This window comes from Roseivivax halotolerans (genome assembly GCF_900115815.1).
Classification (GTDB): Bacteria; Pseudomonadota; Alphaproteobacteria; order Rhodobacterales; family Rhodobacteraceae; genus Roseivivax; species Roseivivax halotolerans.
The window spans coordinates 25,362-49,326 of sequence record NZ_FOXV01000015.1 but is presented as its reverse complement, the minus strand read 5'-3'; the positions used below and the strand labels follow the sequence as shown (position 1 = coordinate 49,326).

Sequence of the window (23,965 nt, the reverse complement as noted above, 5' to 3'; positions counted from 1 at the left end):
GGCAACAGCGCGATGCTGTCGATATGATCTTGTCGTCGGGGCTCATTGGCGGGCCCCTCCCGGATTTTCCGGGCGCGGCGATTTCTGTGCCGCGCCGTCCGCAACCGAAAGGCAAGACCCATGAGAACCACGCTCATCACCCTCGCGGCGCTCGCTGCACTGTCCATGCCGGCCCTCGCGCAGGAGACGCGGACAATCACCGATGATTTGGGTCGCACAGTGGACGTTCCGGTCGATCCGGAGCGCATAGCCGTCCTGCACGACAAGAACCTCGGTACCCCGCTGATCGAACTGGGGGTCCTGCCGGTGGGAAGCCATGGGCGCACGACCACTGAGGGCGAGCCCTTCATTCGCGGATCGATCACCGTGACGGGCTTTGACTTCGACAATTCCAACATCTCCTTCCTCGGCACCAACCCGGCCGATATCGAAGCGGTAGCGGAGGTTTCGCCCGACCTGATCATCACCTCAACATGGCAGAACGCGTCGGTCGATCGGCTCTCGGCAATCGCGCCCACGGTCGTCGTTGACACCACAGAACGGCAGACGCTGGGTGTCTTTCCGCTGCTGGCGGAGGCCACAGGCACGACAGAGCGGCTGGCACGACTGGAGACACGGTATCAGGCGCAGATCGACCAGATCCAGCGGCTCGTAAATACCGGCGACATTCGGGTGAATGTTATCCAGGGCATTAACGACGGTATCTACGTCCAGCACACCTATTCCGCTCTCGGCACCGTGCTGCGAGACGCGGGCTTCAAGTTCCCGCCCGCCGTCGATGCCATCGGTGTCGGAGGCGCGCAGACATTCTCGGCAGAGGCGATGCCCGAACTCGACGCCGACGTGATCTTTCTCACCTACCGTACCGACCAGGACCAGACGCCCGCCGATGCGCGCGCCGCGATGGAACGACTGTTTCCGGGTTGGTGCGAGACGCTGCATGCCTGCCGCGAGGACCAGATGGTGATCCTGCCGCGGGCCGAGGCGACGTCGGCCTCCTATGACGCGCTGATGAGCCTCGCCTTGGTGGTCCTCGCTGCCACGAGTTCCACCGACATCGTGTCAATTCCGGAGTGAATCCGGCGCCGGGATCAATGCCCATCCGAGAAATGAACGTGAGGAGCGACACAGAATGAAAAAGTACCTGGCAATCGCTTTTCTGCTCTCTGGCCTCTCGCTACCGGCCACGGCGCAGGAAACTCGTATTTTCACTGACAGCGCAGGCCGCGAGGTGACTATTCCAGCCAGTCCGCAGCGCATCGTTGCGCTGCATGACACGTCGATCACCTTGCCGCTGGTAGAGCTGGGCAAGCCGCCGGTGGGCAGCCTTGGGCGCGTGCGGCCCGACGGCAGCCGCTACCTGCGCGCGGTGGAGACCATCCTGCACACCTCTTTCGAGAATTCCGACATCGACTTCGTCGGTCAGTGGGCTCAGTTCGACTTGGAGGCCATAGCCGCACTACAGCCCGACCTGATCATCGGTCTGTCGGGATGTCAGGACGATATCTACGACCAGCTCGCCGCAATAACAGCCACCGTTTACGTCCCATGTCGCCCCGAGGACGCTTTGGAAAAGATCCGGATGATTGCCGGCGCGGCAGGAATCGTGGATCGCTACGAGACACGGATCGGCGCCTATCGCGATGCCATCGAGCAAGCCAAGGACTTTATCCCTGAGGCGGGCGAGATCACGGTCTCCCACATTCAAGCTCAGGGCTACGACGGAAAGGTCCATGTCTACGCAGATTACGGCGCGTTGACCACTGTGCTGGACGATATCGGCTTCGCCCGTCCCGCGCCGGTGGACGCAATGCGTGCAAATGGGACCGACGAGGAGATCATCAGTCCCGAGGTGATTGAGCGCTACGACGGCGATTTCGTCATCGACACTTTTCGCATCGACCAAGATGATAGCCCGGCGAATATGCTCTCCCGCTGGGCCGAGATGGTGCCGGGATATTGCGTGGCACTGCATGCCTGCCGCGAGGGGCAGTTCATCGCCCTTCCGCGCGAGCATGCCTCCCCACAGAGCTTCACCACGCTTCAGTACAATATCAATTACGTCGTCACCCACATCGCCGGCCGCGATTTCGCGCCGATGGACGCAGAATGACACGCTAAGAAATGCGATCTCTCTGATGGAGAAAAACTGATGAAGAACCAACTTACAATGGTCTTTATTCTCACCAGCTTCTTGCTCACTTCTTCTGCCCTGGCCCAGGATTGCTCCAAGGGCCTGCGCCTGTTCGAGCACCACGCGGGCACCGGTTGCATCCCCGCGGACCCGCAGCGGATCGTCACGCTGACGGACATCAATGCGCTGTTGCCTCTGATGACGGAACTCGGCGTGACCCCGGTCGCCAGCGCGGGACACATCGACGACAGCGGCGATCAGATTTTCCGGCGCATGGGCGCGTACGATACATCTTCTATTGAATGGGTGGGCACATACGGCAGCCCCGACCCCGAGGCGGTTGCCGCGCAGAACCCCGATCTGATCATCGGCTCGCCTTATCCCGAGACGAACTACGAGATATTTTCGAAGATCGCTCCGACGGTAATCCTCGACATGTTCGAATACCCGGCGGACGACACGCTTCTGATGTTGGCTGATGCGGTCAATCGGACCGAGCGAGCGCGGGAGCAGCAAACCGAGCTTGAAGCCGTCGCCGAAGGCGTGCGCGAGACGCTCGGAGCCGATTTCGAGCGCACGACGCTTTCGATCATCGCCACGCAGGATACCGACCGGACTTTCTATCGGATGGAGCCGCAGGGCGGATGGGGCGTGATCCGCGAGTATCTCGATCCCACCATGACCCCGCCCGAGCGCCCTCTTGACCCCGAAAACCCTTATGAGCGCATAACCTACGAAGCGCTTCCCGAGCATGCGGCCGACGTCATGTTTCTCGTCACCTGGGATCACGACGAAACGGGGCACTCGGCGATCTTCGAAGACTTCCTCGCCGATCCGCTGGTTCAGGCTCTGCCGGTCGCGCAGGCGAGCAAGATCTTCAACATTGAAGGACAAAAAGCTGGGGGGTTCTCATGGACGGGTATCGGCCATGGGCTCGAGCGGATTGCCGAGGTGGTGACGCGCGATGATCTGAACCGGGATCTTGTCGTGGAGTGACGGTCTCGTCTGCCATGACCTGCTCGGGCTACCCATAACCACATTCAACCGAAAGGAAAGTCACATGAAACCCAACCTTACCGTCCTTGCCGCGCTTGTGGCATTTGCTGCAACCCCCGCCCTCGCGCAGGATTGCCCCGAGGGCCAGCGCCTGTTCGAACATGCTGCGGGCGAGACCTGCATCCCCGAAAATCCGCAGCGGATCGCGTCGTTGCACCGCCTGACGGCGACATTGACGCTGATGGACCTTGGTGCCATGGACCGAATCGTGGCCTCCGAAGGCCATCCGACCGAGGACGCCTATTTCAGCGACCTCGTGTCCTCGCTTCTCGATATCGACCTGCAGGACACAGACATCACGTTCTATGGCTGGGAGGTCGATCTGGAGCGTCTCGCCGCGCTCGAACCCGACCTCATCATCGCGCGTCCGTGGGATACCGAGATATACGATCAGTTGGGTCAGATCGCCCCGATGATATCTCTGCCCATCGACGTCGACTTCCTCGACTACATGGGGATCATTGCTGATGCCGGGGGGGTAGAGGCCGAATACGACGCCGCGCGGGCCGCCTATGAGGCGCGGATCGAGACGGTTCGTTTGCGCATCCCCAACGCCCCCGAGATCGAAGTCGCCGTGATCTATGCGGACGACAGCGAGATCGGTCTTTACAACAATTTCTATGCCCTGACCCAGGTCCTCGACGATCTCGGTTTCAGCCGCCGCGACGTCGTGGACGAGGCCTTCCTGGGGTTCGAGGGTGCCTACGACCACGCGACCAGCGTTCCCATCTCGGCCGAGCGCATCGACATCATCGACGCCGACATCCTATTTGCCGCCTACTGGTATCCCTGGACCGACGAAAAGCCCGGCCGGAACTTCATCCGCGACAATCTCGATGCCCAGGTTCCGGGGTTCTGCCAGTTCCTGGAGGTCTGTGAGGCCCGGCAGATCGTCTATTTCGATGCGGCCGAAACCTACTCAGGATCCTTCGCATCACTGCACGCAGCAATCGACCTGATCGAGCAGCATGTGGCGAACCGAGACCTCGTCCAGGTCATCGAATGACACCGTGGTGGCTGCGTCCCACGCGAAACAGGCGGTCCACCAAGTCAGAAAGCAAGGATACCAGACCAATGAAACTCGCTATCACCACTCTCGTGGCTCTCGCGGCGCTCGCCACTCCTGCTTTCGCCCGGGACTGCGCCGAAGGGCAGCGCCTGTTCGAGCATGACGCGGGCGCCGATTGCATCCCCTCCGATCCGCAGCGGATCGTGTCGCTGCACGACAGCGTGCTGACCATCACGCTGCTGGAACTGGGCGTCATGCCGGTCGGCAGCCATGGTCGGCTGACCGACGACGGAGAGCCTTTTATCCGGTCCGCGAGGACGCTCACGGGCATCGACTTCGACAATTCCGACATCGCGTTCGTCGGCGCCTTCCCGGTCGATCTCGAGGCGATCGCCGCGCTCGACCCCGACCTGATCCTCACCACCCAGTGGCAGGACGCCCCAGTGGAGAGGCTCCGCCAGATCGCGCCGACGGCGCTGATCGACTATTCCCGGCGCGGAGACTGGGGCACCTACGCGACCGTTGCCGACATCGTCGGCGAGGCAGACCGGATCGCGGCGATGGAGACCCGCTACGCCGCGGCCATCGACCAGATCCGTGAGCGGATCGACACCGAGAACATCACGATCAGCACGATCCACGCCCATGACACCAGCCTGTTCGTCTACAACCCCTACGGCAATATCGGCCGCGTGCTCTACGACGCGGGGTTCCGGCAGCCGCAGGCCGTCCTCGACGTGCCGCTGAACGACTGGGCCGAGGTCAGCGCCGAGACGCTGCCCGCCTTCGACGGCGATTTCATCATCACCACGTTCAACGGCTCGACCGCCGACACGCCCGAGGACGTGCGCGGCTACTTCGACGCGCAGGTGCCGGGCTATTGCGATCTGCTGCACGCCTGCCGGACGGGGCAGATGTTCATCCTCCCGCGCGAGGAGGCCTCGGCCACGAGTTACGACGCGCTTCTGGCCACCGCCTACGCCATTCAGTCCATTGTCGGCGGCCGGCCCTTCGAGCCGATGCCGGAATGACGCGTATTATGAATAGGAGTATTCACATGAAGACCTTCACCATCACCGCTGCCGCGCTCGCGGCCCTCGCCCTTCCGGCCCTCGCGCAGGAATGCCCCGAGGGCCAGCGCCTGTTTGACCATCACGCGGGTGCGGACTGCATCCCCGAAGACCCGCAGCGCATCGTCACGCTGCAGGACCAGAACGGGCTGTTGCCGCTGATGGAGCTGGGCGTGCGGCCCGTCGGCTCGGCCGGGCACATCACCAATGACGGGGAACGGATCTTCCGAAGAATGGAGGGCTACGACACCGCCGGCATCGAGTGGATCGGCACCTACGGCACGGCAGTCGACCCCGAGGTCATCGCGGGCCTCGATCCCGATCTGATCGTAGCCTCCCCGTGGCCGCCGGAGGCACCGGAGCTCTACGGCGACATCGCTCCGGTGGTGGTGATCGACATGTTCGAGCAGCCCTTGCCCGACGCGCTGTTCCAGTTCGCGGACCTCGTGAACCGGACCGATCGGGCCGAAGAACTGCAGGCCGAGCTCGAGGCGCGCATGGACGAGGTTCGCGAGGACTTGGGCCCGGCGCTGGAGGCAACGACCGTGTCCTTCTTGACCTCGAACATCGAGGACGGCCAGTTCTACCCAACCAACCCGACCCAAGCGATGGGGGTGATCCTGCGGGGCCTCGACCCGATCCGCCCCGCCGCTGAAAGCGATCTGGCGGACAACCGCGAATACCGCTCGATCGAGACCATCGGCGCACACGAGGCTGACGTTATGTTCCAGCTTGTCTTCGACGCCGACGATCGAGGCGATAGCGACGCGTATAACGCGTTCACATCGCACCCCTTAGTGCAGGCGACCGAAGTCGCGCAAGCAGGCCAGATCTTCCCGCTCGACGGCTCGCAAATGGTCGGGTCGGCCTGGCGCAAGGTGATGAACGGCCTCGACCAGATCGCCGCCGTGTTGACCCGCGAGAATCTGAACCGGGACCTCGTATCCGAGTGACGCAATAACGACCCCGGTCGGCACTTGCCCGGCCGGTGGTCATCGAAGGAAGACCCCATGAGCTTCATACGGTTGATGACTTTCTTGATTGCGGCGCTGGTCGGACTTTTTGCTTTCGCCGCGACCATTACCGCGCAGGAATTCCCGCTCAGGATCCAGCACAAGTTTGGAACGACCGTGATATCCGAGCCGCCCGAACGGGTCGCGACGCTGGATTACGGTGGCGCCGACAATGTCCTGGCGCTGGGGCTGCAGCCACTGACCGTACGCGCATGGTTTGGCCCGTACGAGTCGCACCTCTGGCCGTGGGCGCAGGACCTCGCGGAGGCCGATCCTGTCCCCATACAGGCGCCATTCGATTTCGAGGCGATTGCCAAGACGGATCCTGACGTGATCCTCGCTTTCCGCTCTGGGATAACCAGAGAGGAATACGAAAGGTTGACGCGGATTGCGCCAGTGGTCGCTGTGCCGGAAGGCCGAGGTGACTGGGATCTTGGTTGGCGGGAACAAGCTGAGCTTGCTGGACGCGCCTTGGGTCGATCCGGCCGGGCGAGGAGGCTGATCGACGCGGTCGAACGAAGCATCGAGGATGTGGCTGCCGAACACCCAGAATGGTCTGACAACACCTTTGCCATGCTGACCTGGTGGGACGGCTCGGTGCTTCTGTATTCCGACACGGATTCCAGCGTGCGGATCGTCGAAAACCTCGGCCTCGCTGTGCATCCCCGCGTTCGCGAGCTGTCCGTGCCCGATCAATCGTCATTCACGATCTCACAGGAGATCCTGCCTGACCTCGATGCCGACGTGATCTTCTGGTGGGCGGTGCCGGAGAATATCCCGGTCATCGACGCACTGCCAGCGCGCCGCTTGATGCGCGCGCCCGACGAGGGACGAGAGATCATTTTATCAACCGAGGGTCTTGCCAACGGGGCCCTTGCCAATGGGTCGCTGCTGAGCCTGCCTGTCGCGATCGACGTTCTCACACCGATGATAGAGGCCGCGATGGACGGCAACCCGAATACTGCCGTTCCCGACCAATAAGGACCATTCAATGCGACTTCTCTTCACTCTCGCCGTGATCCTCTTCGCGCCGCTCGCACGGGCACAGGAATTTCCTCTGACCATCGAGCACAAGTTCGGAGCGACCGTAATCTCCGAGCGACCCGAGCGGGTCGCTAGCCTTGACTATTCCGGCGCGGATGACCTGCTTGCGCTTGGGGTGCAGCCGGTGGCGATCCGCTTTTGGTATGGAGACTACCCGCGCGCGGTCTGGCCCTGGGCTGAGCCGCTGCTTGAGGGCAATCCGGAAATCCTGCGCGGCGAGCTCAATTATGAACAGATCGCGGCGGCCGATCCGGATGTGATCCTGGCGCTCTGGTCGGGCATTACCGCGGAGGATTACGCACAGCTCTCGCGCATCGCACCCGTGGTCGCGGTGCCCGAAGGGGTTGGCGACTATGCGCTGCCATGGGATCGTCGCGCGCTGATCGCCGGCCGCGCCATTGGTCGAGAGCAGGCAGCCGAAGAAAAAGTCAATGCGATCAAAGACCGGCTGGCTCAGGTCGCCGCCGACCATCCGAATTGGCAAGGGCGCAGCGCCGTTGTTGCCTACGCGCTCGAGTCCGATGCGCCCGGGGCCTACACTTCCGAGGATATTCGGCCGCTACTGCTCGAAGAGATGGGCTTCGTGACCCCGCTAGAGGTGGACGCGCTGGCCAGCGAAGGCAACGCATTTGCAATACAGTTAAGCCCCGAAGACCTGCGCGTGCTCGACGCTGACCTCATCGTCTGGGTCACGACTGACGATGCCTATCCGCATGTGTTGGACCTCGACGCCCGTCCATTCCTGACTGCCTCGCAGGAGGGACGCGAGGTGTTCACCGATACCGTCCTCGGCTCCGCCTTCAGCCACGCCTCGCTCCTGTCGCTGCCCTTCGCTATCGACCGGTTGGTGCCGATGATCGAGACGGCGCTGGACGGCGACCCGACCACACATGCCGACGAACGCCCCGCGGCAGCAAACTGAATCTTCATGAAGGAGATACCAATGAAACGCGTTCTCACGACCCTGGCCGCGCTTGCGGTCATGACCTCCCCGGCGCTGGCCCAGGATTGCGCTGAGGGGCAACGGCCGCACGACCACGCTGCCGGGAACACCTGCGTGCCTGAACGCCCTGAGCGGATCGTGTCGCTGCACGATCTGACGATCACCCTGCCGCTTGTCGAACTCGGTCTGACGGATCGGATCGTGGGCAGCATGGGCCGGCTCGAAGATGGTGCATCGGGGCCGACACTGTCGACTGTGCCTGACCTATTCGGCGTCGATTTCGATAGCGCCGACATCGAGTTTCTGGGCGTCTGGGACTACGATCTCGAGGCGATCGCGTCGCTGCAGCCCGACCTGATCATCGGGCGGCCCAGCGAGGAGGAAATCTACGACCAATTGTCTGCTATCGCGCCGACGGTGCTGCTCGACCCAGCGGAGCCGCAACTGGAATTCCTCGAAGGCGTCGCGACACTTGGCGGTGCGCCAGACCGGTTCGACCAGATGCGCCGCGCCTATGACGCCCGCATCGCCCGCCTAAAGGGATTGATCGCGGATCCGGGAAACGTCGACATCGCGGTGCTCTACAGCGAACCCGGCTGGCACGGAATCTACGACACGTTCTACGCGCTGACGCAGGTGGCGGACGATCTGGGGCTGGGGCAGGCCGAGGCGGTCAGCGAGCTTTTCGATGGGACCGAAGAGGTGATCGACCACGCAACCAGTAAGGAGATCAGCGTCGAGGCGATCCAGGCTGCCGACGCGGACCTGACCTTTCTGCCGTACTGGGCCGAAGACGGAGCGCGCAGCACGCCAGCGGCGGTCCGCGCTGGCATGGAGGCCGTGCTGCCCGGCTGGTGCGACTTCTTCCGTGCCTGTGCCGCGGGCCAGGTGGTGATTTTCGAAGCGACGCCCGTCTACGCAGTCTCCTTCACCTCATTCGACGCGGCGATGGCGCTCCTCGAGGCTGAACTTGTCGGCCGCGATCTGACCGAAATCACAAACTGATCTCATAGCCTGGAAAAGGAAAGCACCATGAAACGCCTTCTCGCAACCGTGGCCGCGCTTGCGGCCCTCGCGCTTCCCGCCGTCGCGCAGGAGATGCGGACCTACACCGACGCTCTTGGGCGCGAGGTGGAAATTCCGGTCGATCCACAGCGCGTCGTTGTCCTGAATGACAGCAACGGCGGCGCCCAGACGCTGGAACTTGGCATCACGCCAGTCGGCATGACGACCCGCAGCGGCGTGTTCGAATTGGGCAGCCGCTACGACCTTTCGGGGACGACGCCGATCGGCGATTACGGTGCGCCTGACCTCGAGGCCATCGCCGCGCTGAACCCTGACCTGATCGTCGGCTACACCGCTTCTGGAGAGGCAGGCCAGTCGCCCGGAGAAATCTCCGCCTTCGAGGCATTGGCCCCCTTCGTCATGCCGGAAACCTTCGCGCCGGTCCACGAGGTGATGGCGGATTTTGCCGCGCTTTACGGCCGGGAGGAGATGCTCGCCGAATTGCGTTCCCGGGATGCCGAGAGGCTGGCCGAGGTGCGCGCCCTGCTCGACGTCGATTTCGACGATCTGTCGGTTTCGGTCGTGCAGATCAACAGCGAGGGTCTGGTGAATACCTTTCGTGCGGGTTTCTTCGCCTTCGGGGAAGTTCTGACCGAACTGGGCTTCCGCAACTTTCCCGAGAACCAGACAGATAGTTTCGCGGAAGGGGAGTGTTGCACGCCCGACGTCAGCATGGAACGCATCCAGGATTTCGATGCCGACGTGCTGTTCTACGTCCACTACACCCCCGACACCGATCCGATGAACGATCCCCTGTTCCGCTCGTTGAATGCGGTTCAGGCCGGGCAGGCCTTCGAATGGGATGACGATTGGTGGGGGAATACCTACGGCACGCGCATGAACGTGCTCGACGATCTCGCGGCATGGTTCACGGAAACGCCCATCCGCGCGGATGTACATCCTTGACCACGATTGTCACGACAGGCCCGATGAAAGGGAAACGCCCATGAAACGCCTTCTCACGACCCTTGCCGCGCTTGCGGCCTTAGCTATTCCCGCCGCCGCGCAGGAGATGCGGACATTTACCGATGCGCTGGGGCGCGAGGTCGAAATCCCGGTCGACCCGCAGCGGATTATCGCGATCCATGACCTGACCATCACAATGCCGCTTGTCGAGCTGGGCGCGCCAGTCGTGGGCAGCCATGGCCGGGTGCGCGACGACGGATCAACCTACCTTCGCTCGGTCAACACGATCTTCAATGTGGATTTCGACAATTCTGACATTGAATTCGTGGGCGCCTTCAACCAAATGGACTTCGAGGCCATGGCTGCACTCGATCCTGACCTCATCATCGCGCGCGCGCCTTGGGACGAGGAAATCCGTGAGCAACTCGAAATCGTCGGCCCCACGGTCTACGTAGCCGACGTGCCAGAGCCATTCGAGACCTATCGCCAGATCGCCGATGCGGCCGGGATGCTACCGGAGTTTGAGGCGCGGCTTGGCGACTACGACGCGCTGATCGAGGATGCCCGCAACTGGGCGCCGCAACTCCAGGGAGCCAGTTATTCGAAGATCCAGGGATATGACGGTATCCTTTGGGTTGCCGCGGGCTACGGCGGGCTCACGCAGGTGCTGCACGCGCTGGGGATGGAGCGGACAGACTTCGCGCAAGCCATGGCAGACCGCGGCGTCGTCTGGGGCGAGGAAGTCAGCGCCGAGGTACTGCCGGAACTAGAGGCCGATTATATCTTCGACACCTACCGCATCGACCAGGACGACACGCCGCAGAAGGCCTTTGATAGGCTGAGCGATGTCTTTCCCGGGTGGTGCGACCTGCTGAGCGGCTGTGCCCAGGGGCGCTACATCCTTGTCCCGCGCGAACACACCGGGTCGACATTCCGCGAACTCGAAATGCTGGTGCATTACGTCGTCAGCCACACCGCCGGACGGCCAAGCATCTCGGCACCAGAATGATCCTGCGCCGGGGCAGCTCCGACCGTCCCGGTTCCCAAAAACCTGAAGGAAATGGCCATGTCTCTGCATCAGACCCCACTCATGCTGGATCCCCGCGCCGTCTACGCTGCCGCGCTTCCCGCGATGGGACCGCTGCCCGACACGGCCCTGCGCCTTTCGGACATGGCCCGTGACATCGGCGCCTGCGACGCGGCCATGGCCGAGGAGCTTCGCCACGAACCGGGCCTCGATGCCAAGGGCTGCGGCGCTTACCTCGTCAATCGGCTCGGCTACGACATTGGCCGCGCGCTCGCTGGGCTGGACTTGTCGGGCCACGATCTGTCGCCGCTCGATCCGGACACGACCGGCGTAACCAGCGCGCTCGCCACGGGAGAGGAGGCTGGAGAGATGTATCAATACCTCGACACCGGCGTGACGCTGGCGCCATGCTGTCCTAGCGCCGCGCTCGATCCTGCAGAGCTTGCCCGCCTTTACGAAGCTCTTTTCACTCCAACCGTCCTCGGCGTGTCTGCTGCGTGCAAGCTGAGCCAAGGCGCTCTTTGGCGTCTGGTCACCGATGGAATTTCAGCAGCCTACCTCAACCTCGGCGAAGAAGCGGGCGAGGTGCGGGCGGCTGTTGCACGGGCCGAGGCTATCCTGAAGCAACGGGGCACACGCCTCTTTGCGAAGCAGTTGAATTTTCTGGAGGTCACGCTGCCAGCTGCGGAGAACCCTCTAGGCGAAGAGATTGTTGAGACCTTCCGCGAACGCGCCGGCTGCTGCCGATACTACATGACATATCGGAGCGATGGCGACTATTGCGGCAGCTGCGTCCATAGGAAGGACAGGCCCGAACGCTTCCGCCTTTCCATGCTGCACCGGGCCAGACTTGCGGCGGGATTACCCGGTATCTTCTGAAGAAAAAATTCTCAAGGCGGCTTCCGATCATGTGCACCCTGTTTTTCTATATGAAACCTTATTGGCGAGTGATGCTCGTCGTCTTGCTGACGATCTTGATTGTCACTGCGACTGGCCTGCTGGGACCTTGGTTGATCCGGGCGATCGTCGGCCTGATCGCAGATGGGGGACCGGGGCAAGCAGGCAGTCTGCTCTGGATTAGCGTAGGGCTGGCAATGGTTTACGTCGTGCGCTCGCTTGGCGCGGCGGGCGTGTTTCACTACTCGCATGTCGTTGCGTTTCAGGTCTGCCGCGATCTCCGGGATGCAATCCATGCCCGTTTGCAAACGTTCTCTCCCGCCTATTTTTCAGCACGTCAAAGCGGAGACATTGTCACGAGAGTCGTCAAGGACACGCTGACGCTTGAGCCCGTGATTGCCGATGCCGTCTACGGCTTCGTTACGAGCTTTCTTCTCGCGCTTGGGATCATGGTGATATTGATTTACCTGTCGCCGGTGCTGACCCTTCTTGCGTTAGCGCCACTGCCGATTGCCGCGATTGTGCTTTGGCGCCTTGGTCGTCACGTCCAGCCTGCCTTTGATCGCGAGTCCAACGAGGAGGGCGAATTGAGCGCCATGGTGCAGGACCAGGTCGGTGGCATGCGCGACATCCAGCTGTTCAATCGTGAAGCGGCCGAGACTCACCGCTTCATCGGCCTCTCCGGCGCTCTGGCGCGCTCCCAGATCCGGGCGCGTCAGATCATGTCGGGTTTTGATCCTGTGGTCGAGGGCGCCATCGGTCTGTCGACTGGCCTTGTCGTGCTGGTCGGCGGCCGCATGGCGCTGGCTGGCGACCTTCCGGTAGAGGACCTCGTCGCCTTCATCCTCTACATCGTCACACTCTATCAGCCACTCTATTCCGTGGTCGACGCGGCCGAGAACGTTCAGCGTGGCTTCGCAGCACTACGGCGGATCAACGAAGTCTTGGAATACGAGCCCGAAGTGGCGGACCCGCCTGGCGGCTCGGTCTTGTCACGAGCGCATGGCGAGATTGTGCTGGAGGACGTATGTTTCGGCTTTCAACCCGATCAAACGGTTCTGTCCGGCATCAGCCTAGAAATTCCGGCCGGCGGATCGCTCGCTCTCGTCGGCCATACCGGGGCAGGCAAATCGACGCTGGCCGCCTTGATTGCGCGGTTCTACGACGTCAGTACCGGGCGCATCACTCTTGACGGGCACGACCTTCGCGACATTCGACTGAGCGACTTGCGCCGCAACATCTCGATGGTTCAGCAGGACGTCTTCCTTTTCAACGCGAGCGTCCGGGACAATATCCGTTTCGGGCGGCCAGATGCCAGCGAAGACGACGTCATGGTGGCAGCCCGGGCGGCCCGCGCCGATGAATTCATCGATAGCCTACCCGAAGGTTACGACACGATGATCGGTGAGCGCGGTGTCAGACTCTCGGGTGGTCAGAAACAACGGCTTTCTATCGCTCGCGCGATACTCAAGGACGCACCGATCCTCATCCTCGACGAGGCCACGGCAGCCGTCGATCCCAACACGGAGACACTGATCCAAAAGGCTCTCGATGAGCTCATGCGCCACCGGACAACTGTCATCATCGCGCATCGACTTTCAACGATCCGTAAGGCGGACCGGATTGTCGTTCTGAAGGAAGGTCGGATTGCCGATACTGGCACTTTCGCGGACTTGAGTTCGCGGCAGGGCGAGTTCAGTCTTTTGTCGGGAGCGGCTTAGTGTTTCGTGGAGGATCGGATCGACTCCTTTGCAACATGAGGCGGGTAGGGCGGACCGATGTGCGATCCGTGCGCAATGCGATCTGTCAAGAAACTTACTATTTCACAGATGCTTAGCCCTGATCAGTATCTAGTGGCTTCGACGGGTCTGGATTCTTGCGGTTCGCCTTCGATCCCGTTTTGCGCGCTGCGGCGAACCCGCGGTCCGTGGCCATGAAGCGTTCCAGCATGGGGCCCACGAGGCGGGCAGGCTCAAGGTCCTGTCCGGTCTGTTGGCCCAGAACTGCCGCGTAGTCGCAGAGATCACGGTGCACGTCGGCGGGAAGCTCCACGGTCAGCTTGACCGGCTTGTCGTCATGGATCGGGCCAAGCTTCAGCTTCGTCATCGCACTTCTCCCAAGGGTTCGAGGATCAAATCGCGGGTGACCATGACGCGGACGGGGAAGCCCGGGCGGATGGTCAGTGTCGGCGAGACGGCGAGCTGCTGCCGGACGATCTCGTCCCCGGTCCGGCCGATCGTGTCCTGTGCGGCCTCGCGGATGGCTTGGGCGACATCGTCCTCGCTCTCTGCGCCGTTCCCCAGACCGAGGTTCAGGATCGTGGCGAGGCCTGCCGCGAGGAAAACGCGACCCCAGTGGTAGTTCACCCTGTCCTGCAGGCCAGACGCGCCTGTGCCGTCAGTTCCGGGGGCACGCTCGAGCAGAATGGAGCGACCGTCTGGAAGGATAAGGCGCGTCCAGACCAGAAGCAGGCGGCTTTGGCCGGATGCGATGCGGCTGTCGTATTCGCCAAGCAGACGTGCCCCTTGCGGGATCAGCAGGTATCGACCGGAGGGGCTGTCATAGACATTCGAAGTCACCTGGGCCGAGATCTGGCCGGGTAAGTCGGAGCGCAGCGCGGTGATCAGGGCGGCCGGGATCACCGTTCCGGCCTGCAGGATGTAGGGGCTGGGTGGTGCCGTGATGCGTTGTGCACTCACGGTTTCCGTGTCTCCAGGACGGGTAAGGAACGCTTCCCGGCCCGAAATCGGATCGTTCGCCGTCGGGCTGCCCAAGGTGGAGGGGAACAGTGCGCCGGTCGCGGGAGACGTTGGCGTGGGCTGTGCGCCGCCGCGCGGCACGGTTTGCGCCTCGGCGAAAAGGGTGCTCAGCCGGGCAGCGTCGAGTTCCTGAAGGCGGCGTTGTTCCTCCGGATCGACTGTGGAGGCCAATGGACCGGAAAGGGGCGGTGCCGGGACGGGCTGGCCGCGATCTTGCGCCCCAAGGATGGCGCGACCCAGTTCACCGGGCAAGGGCGGACCGAGACGTGGGATATCGGCGTAGTCCAGTGGCAATGTGGACAGCCCTTCGGCGGCCTGAATGCGTTCGGTCGAAAAGAGCTCGGTCTGGTTGCCCTCCTGCCGGTTGTTCTGCAGAGCCACGATCAGGATCGCGCCAAGACCAAGTCCGCCGATTGCGGTGGCAAGGGCAATGGCCCGGCGGGACAGGCGCATGACACGGGGCGGATCGGGCTGGAGGCGAAGCTCCTGGGCGATGTCTTCCTCGCTTCGGGGCGGCTCTTGGTTGTCAGGGTTCTGTGTCATCGCTCCGCCTCCGGTCGTGGCGCGCGCGGTGGGTTCTGGACGCCGTCCGTCCGCACGATCCGCACGACCTGCTGTTGTCTTTCGCCAAGACGCAGTTCCGCGGCTCCGAAGAGCCGGTCCACGATCAGCACATTGCTGAGCACGCGGGTATTGACGATCTGGCCGCGCCCATCCGCGCCGATCACGAAGAGCGGGGGCATTTCGCCCTGGGCGATGCCGGGCGGAAAGACGACATAGACACGGCGCCCGTCGTCGAAGACGGAGATCGGCTGCCAGGGCGGGGTGTCGCCCTGCAGGCCATAGCGATAGTGCCGTTCTGCATCTGGCGGGATCGCAGGACGGCGGATTGTCGGGGTGCGGGGCGTGGATCGCACCTCCGGGTAGGCCCATGCAACGCTGGGCATCCAGGCATCTTCATTCGCGCGCAACTCGATATGGTAGCTGCGCCGGTCGGTGTTGACGACGAGATTGGTGGCGATGTCGGGGCGCGTGGGCTTGACGAGGATATGCACGCGCTCGGTGCGGCCCGACCCGCTGGTGGTGTCGCCGATGATCCAGCGCGCGGTGTCGCCCGCCGCGATCGGGCCGGGGCCGGTCAGGCGTTCCCCGGGTTCGAGCGCGATATTCGTGATCTGCCCGGGGGCGGCGTAGATCTGGTAAAGCGCGCCTTCGCTCCATGGGAAAACCTGCATGGCATTGTAATAGCCCTGCTGGCGGGGTTCGACCCGGGCGGCGGCATTCGCGGCGATGATGCGCGCCTCCGGCGTGTCCGCTTCGGGATCGCCGCCGCGGGAGGGCGTCCAGCTTGGCGGCGTGTGGACGGGGCGGGGCGGTCCTTCTGCCGGGGGCGGTGCCGGCGGCGGAGCGAGGGCCGGGACCAGGTCGTCATAGGCGATCTCGGGCGGGCGTTGTCCAGTGCAGGCGGTCAGCGCGGTGGCCGCGACGAGAAGGACGGAGATGGGGGGTAATCGGTTCATTGGGCACTCTCCCTCGACCAGTTGATGGCATGGACATAGACGCCGAGCGGGTTGGCCCGCAGGCGCTCCGCATCGCGCGGTGGCTGGATCACAATGCTCAGGATGGCGGTCCAGCGTTCGGTGGCGGCGAGTTGGCCATTCTCATAGCGGCGCTCGATCCAGGCGACGCGGAAGCTCGTGTCCGAGGCGCGAATGACGCTTGAGACCTCGACGGAAATCTGCGTGTCACCGACCTGCGCGAAGGGATCGTTCACACGGGCATGGTCATTAAGCGCGACAGCGCCGCGATCCGTAGCGAAATCGTAGGCACGAAGCCAGTTCTGGCGCAGCACGATCGGATCGGCCGGGACCTGCCGGACATGCTCGACGAAGCGGGCGAGATGCCAGGCGATCTGCGGGTCGGTCGGGCGATACTCTGCCAGCGCCGGGGCGACGGCTTGGGCCGCACCGAGATTGTCGACCTCGACCATGTAGGGCACCACGCTGCTGCGCGTCGATTGCCAAGCCAGTGCCGCGCTGAGCCCGGCGGACAGGACAAGGCAGCCCATTGCCATGAGGCGCCAGTTGCGGGCTTGGACGCGGGCCGAGCCGATGCGCTCGTCCCAGACCTGGGCGGCCTTCTGGTAGGGGGTGACGGGTTCAGGCGTGGTGCCATAGCGGACACTGGGGCGTCGGAACATCAGGAGGACCTTTCAGAGAGGCTGACGACCGTGCCGCCGCCGCCATGATCGCCGGAACGAACGACATGGGCCGCGGTGGAAAGGCCGTGTTGAAGGGATTGTTGGCGCTTCATCCGGCGCGCCCAATCGGGCGGGCCGTCATTGGCTGGGGAGGGCAGGGCACCACCCGCCATCCGTCCCCCGGTGGCGGCATAGGCCGCGCGGGCGCCGGACTGCGCGCCGTCCGAGATCGCGCGTCGGAGCGGGCTGAACGCGGCGACAGCACCGGTCTTGCCGATAGCGGCCACGCCACCGACGGACTTGCTCAACGCTGTGCTGCGGGACGCGGCACCAAGTTGGTAAGCGGTCGCGGTTCCGCTGCCAACCGCACTAGCACCACGCAAGGCCGCGCCACCGGTGCCAAGTGCCATCCGAGTCCCGGCGACACCGGCGACCGCGGCCCCGCCTACGGCGATACCTGTGCCGACCGCGGCGCCTGCGCCAAGCTGTGGCCCGCCCGAGACAATGCCATTGGCGATGCCGGGGCCGAAGATACCGAGGGCGAGAAGCGCCAGCGCGCCGAGGACCACGGACATCGCGTCGTTGATTGTGGGTTCACCCGCAAACCCGGCGGTGAACTCGCTGAAGATGGTCGACCCGATGCCGACGATCACGGCCAGGACCAGAACTTTGACGCCGGAGGAAATGACGAGGCCCAGCACGCGTTCGGCCATGAAGGCGGTCTTGTTGAAGAGGCCGAAGGGCACGAGGATGAAGCCCGCCAGCGTGGCCAGCTTGAATTCGATCAGGGTGACGAAAAGCTGGATCGCGAGGATGAAGAACGACAGCAGAACCACCAGCCAGGCGAAGAACAGGATCCCGATCTGGATGAAGTTCTCGAAGACGGCGACGAACCCGGAGAGTTCGGCGATGGAGGCAAGGATCGGCTGGCCCGCCTCGAGCCCGACCTGCGCGATGCGCCCGGGCTGCAGCAGTTCACCGGCGGAGATCGTGCCGCCGGTAGCGACTAGGCCAAGGCCCGCGAAACTGTCGAAAACGATCCGGGCCAGCGTGTTCCAGTTGCCAATGATATAGGCGAAGACCCCGACAAAGAGGGTCTTCTTCACCAGCCGCGCGATGATGTCGTCATCCGTTCCCCAGGCCCAGAAGAGCGCGGCCAGCGTGATGTCGATGACGATCAGCGTGGTGGCGAGAAAGGCGACGTCGCCACCCAGAAGTCCGAACCCGGAATCAATGTAGGAGGCGAAGACCTCGAGAAACCGGTCGATGACACTGACGCCGCCCATTGCCTTACTCCGTCCCGGCCGGCTCTGGAGCCAGATCGAAGAAGCGCTGCCGGGCCGCCTCCCAGGCGGCGCGGCATTCTGTGTCGGTGGCGTAGTCTTCGGGCGTCAGGTCACGGCAACGCGCGAGGGTGCCGCGCAAGGTATCATCCGTGACCACATGCCCGGTGTCGGTGGGCAGGATCGTGCGGGTCAGTTCGACCACGGCTGCGAGGGCGGCAAGGCCGCCGATACCGAAGGCGATCAGGCGCAGAGCTCGCGGGGTGTCGAGTGCCATACGCTCACTCCCCGAAGAAGCGCACGGTGCCGGGCGTGTAGCCGCCGCCGTAATCGAGGAACCGGGTGAGGTTCTCGCGGCCCTGCGCTTCGGCCGAGGCGATTCGGGCGGCTTCGAGCGCTTCGGCGCGGTTCTGCGCGGCGATGGCTGCGGTCAGATCGGCGATCTGCGTCGACTGCAATGCGAGGAGCTGGTTCCCGGCTTGGGCCACCTGCAGGGTCCCGACGGCCCCCTGGCTTTCGCTGATGAGCGCGTTCATCTGGGTGCGCGCGCCGTCGATATTGCCGACAACGCCCGCCTGCACGCGCAACGCGTCCTCGAAGCCCGCGACCGAGGTTTCCCACCGCTCGCGCGCACCGGCGATCATCGCGTCGAAATCACCTTGGGCTGCGGCAGTGCCGTAGTCCTGCGCGAAGGCCTGTTCGATGGTGGCGACGTCGAAGGCGAGGCTTTGGGCATCGGCCAAGAGGCGCTGGGTTTCGCCGATGGCGCCCTGCAGTTCCGCCAGCGAGGAATGCGGCAGGTTAGCGAGGTTCAGCGCATCGTTCATCAGCATCTGCGCCTGGTTCTGGATCTGGGCGATCTGGTTGTTGATCTGCTCTAGCGCGCGGGCAGCCGAGAGGATGTTTTCGGCGTGGTTGCGCGGGTCGTAGACGATCCGTCCGCCACCGCCGAAGAGGAAGGCCTGGGCCGGTGTCGATAGAACCGGTGTTAGGACGAGGGCGCTGGCCATCAATGCGGCGGCGAGTTTGCGGGGCCGGGCAGGGCGCTCAGGATTGTGGGTCATGTTCCGTCTCCTTTTGGTTAGGGTGAGGGGATGTCGGATCGGCTGGTGCGATGTCGGGCCCGAGCAGGTCGATGGCCCAATCAAGACCGCGATGGCGCAGCCAGGCGGCGGCGAAGCCGTCCCGGCCATGGCTGGTAAGCAACTCGGTGATGGCGGTCTGGTCGGCCTTGGCGGACGCGGCGGTGAAGGCCAGCGCCACCTCGCCGAGGCCCAGCGAGAACAGCCGGTTGCCCCGCCGCGACTGGCAGTAGTAGTCGTGCTTCGGTGCTGCGCGGGCGACGATGTCGATTTGTCGGTCGTTCAGCCCGAAATTCCGGTAGATGCGTGCGATCTGCGGCTCGAAGGCGCGCTCGTTGGGCAGGAAAATCCTTGTGGGGCAGCTCTCGATGATGGCGGGTGCGATGAGGGACCCGTCGATATCGGCCAGCGACTGGGTGGCGAAGATCACCGACGCGTTCTTCTTTCTCAGCGTCTTCAGCCATTCGCGCAGCTGCCCGCCGAAATTGGCGTCGTCCAGCGCCAGCCAGCCCTCGTCGATCAGGATCATGGTGGGCCGCCCGTCGAGCCGGGCCTCTATCCGGTGGAAGAGATAGGCCAGCACGGCGGGGGCCGCCGCCGAACCGATCAGTCCCTCGGTCTCAAACGCGAGCACATCGGCGCTGCCCAGGTCTTCGGTCTCGGCATCAAGAAGGCGCCCGAAGAGTCCGCCGAGGCAGAACGGTTTCAACGCGCGCTTCAACTCGGTCGATTGCAGAAGGACCGAGAGGCCGGTCAGCGTACGCTCCTCGCGCGGGGCCGAGGCCAGCGAGGTCAATGCCGACCAGAGATGGTCCCGCGCCGCCGGGTCGATCGCCGCGCCTTCACGCCCGAGGATTCCCGCGAGCCAGTACTGCGCCCAGGCACGTTCCGCCGCGTCGTCGATCCGCGCCAGTGGCTGCAGCTGCACCGCTGGTTCCTCGTCGGCCAGCGTATCGCCAAGGTTTTCCCAATCCCCGCCCATGGCGAGTGTGGCGCAGCGGATCGAGCCGCCGAAGTCGAAGGCGAAGACCTGGGCACCGGCATAGCGTCGGAATTGCAGCGCCATGAGTGCCAGCAGGACCGATTTGCCCGCCCCGGTCGGGCCGACGATCAGGGTATGGCCGACATCGCCCACATGGGTGGAAAACCGGAACGGCGTTGTGCCTTCGGTCTCGGCATGAAAGAGCGGCGGGCCGTCGAGGTGGTCGTTCCGGTCCGGCCCCGCCCAGACCGCCGAGATCGGGATCATATGGGCGAGGTTCAACGTCGAGATGGGTGGCTGACGGACATTGGCGTAGAGGTGGCCGGGCAGGGAGCCGAGCCAGGCCTCGAGCGCGTTCAATGTTTCTGGGATGCAGGTGAAATCGCGCCCCTGCACGATCTTCTCCGCGGCCTTGAGCTTGGCCTCGGCGGCTGCCGCGTCCTCGTCCCAGACGGTAATCGTTGCGGTGACGTAAGCCGCGCCCGCCACATCGGCGCCGAGTTCCTGCAGCGCCTCGTCGGCATCCGCCGCCTTGTTGGCCGCGTCGCTGTCGAGCAGGGTCGAGGCTTCGTTGGTCATCACCTCTTTCAGGATCGCGGCCACCGACTTGCGCTTGGCGAACCACTGGCGGCGGATGCGGGTGAACACCCGGGCAGCATCCGTTTTGTCGAGGCAGATCGCGCGGGTGCACCAGCGATACGCGAAACCTTGCCCGTTCAACTCGTCGAGCAGCCCGGGCCAGGTCGCGCTTGGCAGCCCGATGATGGCAAGGGTCTTGAGATGGGCGGCCCCAAGCCGGGGTGTCAGCCCACCCACCAACGGGTCATCGGCCAGAACCGCGTCGAGATGCATCGGCACCTCCGGCACGCGGACATGCTGTCGCCGCGTTGAAACTGTCGAGTGCAGGTACGTCAGGGTCTCGGCGTCCGAGAGCCAGGCGATTTCCGGCATGAACCCGTCGAGCAGATCGATCAGCCGGTCGGCGCGGCCGACAAAGCTGGAGACAAGATCCTGTGGCTTGGTGCTGCGATCAGGTGCGTTCTCCAGCAACCAGCCTTCGGCGCGGCTCGCGTCGTCTGCGGGCGGCATCCAGACCAACGTCAAGAAATACGCGCTCTCGAAATGCGCCCCTGCTTCTTCGAATTGCGCGCACCGTTCGGCATCGACGAGGGCGGAGACAGGATCGGGAAACTTGGAGGCGGGGTAGTTCTGCGCCGGTATCCGCTGCGCCTCCACGAAGACGGCCCAGCCGGAACCCAGCCGCCGCAGTGCGCTGTTCAGCCGGGCCGAGGTGGCGACCAATTCGGCGGGTGTGGCGGAATCCAGATCCGGCCCCCGAAACCGCGCTGTGCGTTGCAGGCTGCCGTCCTTGTTCAGGATGACGCTGGGCGCGATCAAAGCAGCCCAGGGCAGGAAATCGGCCAGTAGGGCGGATTTGGAGCGGTATTCGGCGAGACGCATCATCCGCTCAGACCCCGAACCAGGACGGGTAACGGAGATGCCGCCGCGCCACTTCGGCGATCTGTGCGTCTCGCTTCGCGGCCCAGACTGCGAGGAGGTGGCCGACCAGCCAAAATGCGAGGCCCACGAGCCAGAGCCGCAAGCCCAGCCCGATGGCGGCCGCCAGGGTGCCATTGGCAATGGCGATGGTGCGTGGCGCACCGGCCAGCAGGATCGGATCGATCAGGGCGCGGTGCACCGGCGCGAAATAGCCGGGAATGTCGGTGGGGTTCTCCATCAGATCAGCGCCCCGCCGCCAAAGGAGAAGAAGGACAGAAAGAAGCTCGAGGCGGCAAAGGCGATGGAAAGTCCGAAGACGATCTGCACCAACCGTCGGAAGCCGCCCGAACTGTCGCCGAAGGCCAGCGTCAGCCCGGTAACGATGATGATGATCACGGCGACGATCTTGGCGACCGGGCCTTCGATCGACTCGAGGATGGATTGCAGCGGGGCCTCCCACGGCATGCCGGACCCGGCGGCGAACGCTGGCTCGGGCAAGGCGAAGACGAGGAGGGCGAGTGCTGCGGTGCCGAGCGGTAGGGGGAAAGATCGGATGGGTGTCACGGATTGTCTCCTGAGTTTCGGGAAAGAAGGGGGGTGAGGGCGTAGTCGCCGGAAGCAGTGAGGCCGGTGACACGCGCCAGTTCAGTCAGGCGGCGCTCGGCGCCCCGTCCGGACAGAACGGCGATCAGATCGATGGTTTCTGCGATCAGCGCGTGCGGAACTGTCACCACCGCTTCCTGGATCAGCTGTTCAAGCCGGCGCAGCGCACCAATGGCGGACCCGGCATGGATCGTCCCGATCCCGCCCGGATGACCGGTGCCCCAGGCTTTCAGGAGGTCGAGCGCTTCCGGTCCGCGCACCTCGCCAATGGGGATGCGATCAGGCCGTAGCCGCAAGGATGCGCACACGAGATCGGAGAGGGTTGCGACCCCGTCTTTGGTGCGAAGCGCCACGAGGTTCGGCGTCCGGCATTGAAGTTCTCGCGTATCCTCGATCAGGACAACGCGGTCGGAGGTTTTGGCGACCTCCGCCAAGAGCGCGTTGGTGAGGGTCGTCTTGCCGGTGGAGGTCCCACCCGCGACAAGAATATTGGCCCGGCTGGTGACCGTGTCGCGCAACTGCGCAGCCGCATCTGAGGAAAGAATGCCCTTTGCTACATAGTCCTCGAGGGTGAACACCGCGACGGCGGGCTTGCGAATGGCAAATGTGGGTGCAGAAACCACTGGTGGCAACAAACCCTCGAAGCGCTCGCCCGTGTCCGGCAATTCAGCCGAAACACGCGGGGCCGCGGGATGGACCTCCGCCCCAACGTGATGCGCGACAAGACGGATGATGCGCTCGCCATCGGCAGGGGACAGGACAGCGCCAGCGTCAGCCAGACCGTCGGCCAACCGGTCAATCCAGAGCCGTCCGTCCGGGTTCAGCATCACTTCGACGACGTCCGCTTCTTCGAGCCAGGCGGCGATGCGGGGCCCAAGAGCGGTGCGCAACATGCGTGCGCCGCGGGAAGACGTCTCGGTTTGGAAAGGTGTGACGGTCATAATCGGCCCCGTGATGGTTCACGGGACCGATCAAGAAGACCGTTATCTGGTTACGGGCAACAGCGGTGAAGGCGTAGTAGGGCCATGGCGTGCAGAGGCAGGGAGAATTCGGCGCAAAGCTATCGAGAGGTCAACTCCATCGCAATAGTGGCCATTGAGCCATATCGCGGCGAGCAACCGTTTGAAGCCCGTTGCGGAAGAGGCAAATTCTCGCTGCGTGCGCTTGCAGCGGTATTCCTGTTGCGGCGCAGCAATTCTTCATCCGGCATCACAGCTGTGGATCCAGTCATTCGAACTGAGCGCAGCGAAACCCTCGGGAGCAACGACCGCATCACGGAACTTTCCAGTCATTAGTCGGCCATTCATCGCGATTGCAGCATGGGAATAGAAGGGATCGCGGTCGCAGCAAACGGATTCTGAAGCACGGCGAAGATCATCGAAGCCAAGACCG

Annotated in this window: 24 protein-coding genes; 13 read left to right on the top strand and 11 right to left on the bottom strand. The window is 63.9% G+C overall.

The genetic code is table 11. The features are described 5' to 3' along the window. Nucleotides 1–120 precede the first annotated feature (120 nt). The 13 genes from BM171_RS16340 to BM171_RS16280 all read left to right on the top strand — a co-directional run bounded on the left by BM171_RS16340 (nucleotide 121) and on the right by BM171_RS16280 (nucleotide 13,885). Nucleotides 121–1,077: an ABC transporter substrate-binding protein gene (locus BM171_RS16340; protein ID WP_093014966.1), complete on the top strand. Its 957-nt coding sequence runs from the start codon at nucleotides 121–123 to the stop codon at nucleotides 1,075–1,077. A gap of 55 nt (nucleotides 1,078–1,132) precedes the next feature. Continuing rightward, nucleotides 1,133–2,113: an ABC transporter substrate-binding protein gene (locus BM171_RS16335; RefSeq protein ID WP_093014963.1), complete on the top strand. Its 981-nt coding sequence runs from the start codon at nucleotides 1,133–1,135 to the stop codon at nucleotides 2,111–2,113. A gap of 39 nt (nucleotides 2,114–2,152) precedes the next feature. Then, nucleotides 2,153–3,130 (top strand): ABC transporter substrate-binding protein, encoded by a 978-nt coding sequence (locus BM171_RS16330; protein ID WP_093014960.1) that lies wholly within the window; start codon nucleotides 2,153–2,155, stop codon nucleotides 3,128–3,130. A 64-nt stretch (nucleotides 3,131–3,194) separates the two neighbouring features. Further along, nucleotides 3,195–4,196, top strand: coding sequence for an ABC transporter substrate-binding protein (locus BM171_RS16325; protein ID WP_093014957.1), 1,002 nt, complete (start codon nucleotides 3,195–3,197; stop codon nucleotides 4,194–4,196). A 68-nt stretch (nucleotides 4,197–4,264) separates the two neighbouring features. Continuing rightward, nucleotides 4,265–5,230 (top strand): ABC transporter substrate-binding protein, encoded by a 966-nt coding sequence (locus BM171_RS16320; protein ID WP_093014954.1) that lies wholly within the window; start codon nucleotides 4,265–4,267, stop codon nucleotides 5,228–5,230. A gap of 26 nt (nucleotides 5,231–5,256) precedes the next feature. Continuing rightward, nucleotides 5,257–6,222 (top strand): ABC transporter substrate-binding protein, encoded by a 966-nt coding sequence (locus tag BM171_RS16315; RefSeq protein ID WP_175497604.1) that lies wholly within the window; start codon nucleotides 5,257–5,259, stop codon nucleotides 6,220–6,222. A 57-nt stretch (nucleotides 6,223–6,279) separates the two neighbouring features. Next, entirely contained in the window at nucleotides 6,280–7,263 is a 984-nt protein-coding gene (locus BM171_RS16310; protein WP_093014948.1) for an ABC transporter substrate-binding protein, read from the top strand. Nucleotides 7,264–7,273: 10 nt separating this feature from the next. Continuing rightward, on the top strand, nucleotides 7,274–8,248 hold the full coding sequence (locus tag BM171_RS16305; RefSeq protein WP_093014945.1) for an ABC transporter substrate-binding protein: 975 nt from the start codon (nucleotides 7,274–7,276) through the stop codon (nucleotides 8,246–8,248). Between the two features lie 21 nt (nucleotides 8,249–8,269). Then, a complete protein-coding gene (locus BM171_RS16300) occupies nucleotides 8,270–9,274 on the top strand; it encodes an ABC transporter substrate-binding protein (RefSeq protein WP_175497603.1) in 1,005 nt (334 codons plus the stop codon). Nucleotides 9,275–9,301: 27 nt separating this feature from the next. After that, nucleotides 9,302–10,240 (top strand): iron-siderophore ABC transporter substrate-binding protein, encoded by a 939-nt coding sequence (locus BM171_RS16295; protein WP_093014939.1) that lies wholly within the window; start codon nucleotides 9,302–9,304, stop codon nucleotides 10,238–10,240. A 40-nt stretch (nucleotides 10,241–10,280) separates the two neighbouring features. Next, nucleotides 10,281–11,249, top strand: coding sequence for an ABC transporter substrate-binding protein (locus BM171_RS16290; protein WP_175497602.1), 969 nt, complete (start codon nucleotides 10,281–10,283; stop codon nucleotides 11,247–11,249). A gap of 57 nt (nucleotides 11,250–11,306) precedes the next feature. Further along, complete coding sequence (locus tag BM171_RS16285) at nucleotides 11,307–12,146, top strand: hypothetical protein (RefSeq protein ID WP_093014933.1); 840 nt, start codon at nucleotides 11,307–11,309, stop codon at nucleotides 12,144–12,146. 29 nt (nucleotides 12,147–12,175) lie between these two features. Then, nucleotides 12,176–13,885: an ABC transporter ATP-binding protein gene (locus BM171_RS16280; protein WP_093014930.1), complete on the top strand. Its 1,710-nt coding sequence runs from the start codon at nucleotides 12,176–12,178 to the stop codon at nucleotides 13,883–13,885. Nucleotides 13,886–13,997: 112 nt separating this feature from the next. Here BM171_RS16280 and BM171_RS16275 read toward each other — a convergent pair whose 3' ends face one another. From BM171_RS16275 to trbB, 11 genes are read right to left on the bottom strand one after another with little or no spacing between them, the layout of a single operon-like run. Further along, nucleotides 13,998–14,270: a DUF2274 domain-containing protein gene (locus BM171_RS16275; RefSeq protein ID WP_093014927.1), complete on the bottom strand. Its 273-nt coding sequence runs from the start codon at nucleotides 14,268–14,270 to the stop codon at nucleotides 13,998–14,000. Further along, nucleotides 14,267–15,466 (bottom strand): TraB/TrbI/VirB10 family type IV secretion system protein, encoded by a 1,200-nt coding sequence (locus BM171_RS16270; protein WP_245760302.1) that lies wholly within the window; start codon nucleotides 15,464–15,466, stop codon nucleotides 14,267–14,269. The genes BM171_RS16275 and BM171_RS16270 overlap by 4 nt, the downstream gene beginning before the upstream one ends. Then, on the bottom strand, nucleotides 15,463–16,443 hold the full coding sequence (trbG, locus tag BM171_RS16265; RefSeq protein ID WP_093014924.1) for a P-type conjugative transfer protein TrbG: 981 nt from the start codon (nucleotides 16,441–16,443) through the stop codon (nucleotides 15,463–15,465). The genes BM171_RS16270 and trbG overlap by 4 nt, the downstream gene beginning before the upstream one ends. After that, nucleotides 16,440–17,123, bottom strand: a complete 684-nt coding sequence (gene trbF, locus BM171_RS16260; protein WP_093014921.1) for a conjugal transfer protein TrbF — start codon at nucleotides 17,121–17,123, stop codon at nucleotides 16,440–16,442. Before trbF ends, trbG begins: the two co-directional genes overlap by 4 nt. Next, the gene (gene trbL / locus BM171_RS16255; protein WP_093014919.1) at nucleotides 17,123–18,409 is read right to left on the bottom strand and encodes a P-type conjugative transfer protein TrbL; all 1,287 of its coding nucleotides are present in this window, start codon (nucleotides 18,407–18,409) and stop codon (nucleotides 17,123–17,125) included. Before trbL ends, trbF begins: the two co-directional genes overlap by 1 nt. Nucleotides 18,410–18,413: 4 nt before the next feature. Beyond that, the gene (trbK-alt, locus tag BM171_RS16250; protein WP_093014916.1) at nucleotides 18,414–18,683 is read right to left on the bottom strand and encodes a putative entry exclusion protein TrbK-alt; all 270 of its coding nucleotides are present in this window, start codon (nucleotides 18,681–18,683) and stop codon (nucleotides 18,414–18,416) included. A 4-nt stretch (nucleotides 18,684–18,687) separates the two neighbouring features. After that, nucleotides 18,688–19,470 (bottom strand): P-type conjugative transfer protein TrbJ, encoded by a 783-nt coding sequence (trbJ, locus tag BM171_RS16245; RefSeq protein WP_093014913.1) that lies wholly within the window; start codon nucleotides 19,468–19,470, stop codon nucleotides 18,688–18,690. Further along, on the bottom strand, nucleotides 19,454–21,934 hold the full coding sequence (trbE, locus tag BM171_RS16240) for a conjugal transfer protein TrbE (protein ID WP_093014910.1): 2,481 nt from the start codon (nucleotides 21,932–21,934) through the stop codon (nucleotides 19,454–19,456). Before trbE ends, trbJ begins: the two co-directional genes overlap by 17 nt. 4 nt (nucleotides 21,935–21,938) lie before the next feature. Beyond that, nucleotides 21,939–22,208, bottom strand: a complete 270-nt coding sequence (locus BM171_RS16235; RefSeq protein WP_093014907.1) for a VirB3 family type IV secretion system protein — start codon at nucleotides 22,206–22,208, stop codon at nucleotides 21,939–21,941. After that, nucleotides 22,208–22,534, bottom strand: a complete 327-nt coding sequence (locus BM171_RS16230) for a TrbC/VirB2 family type IV secretion system protein (protein ID WP_093014904.1) — start codon at nucleotides 22,532–22,534, stop codon at nucleotides 22,208–22,210. The genes BM171_RS16235 and BM171_RS16230 overlap by 1 nt, the downstream gene beginning before the upstream one ends. Then, nucleotides 22,531–23,466 carry a P-type conjugative transfer ATPase TrbB gene (trbB, locus tag BM171_RS16225; protein WP_425438958.1) on the bottom strand — a complete coding sequence of 312 codons (936 nt, stop codon included), beginning with the start codon at nucleotides 23,464–23,466 and terminating at the stop codon, nucleotides 22,531–22,533. The genes BM171_RS16230 and trbB overlap by 4 nt, the downstream gene beginning before the upstream one ends. Nucleotides 23,467–23,965: the final 499 nt, after the last annotated feature.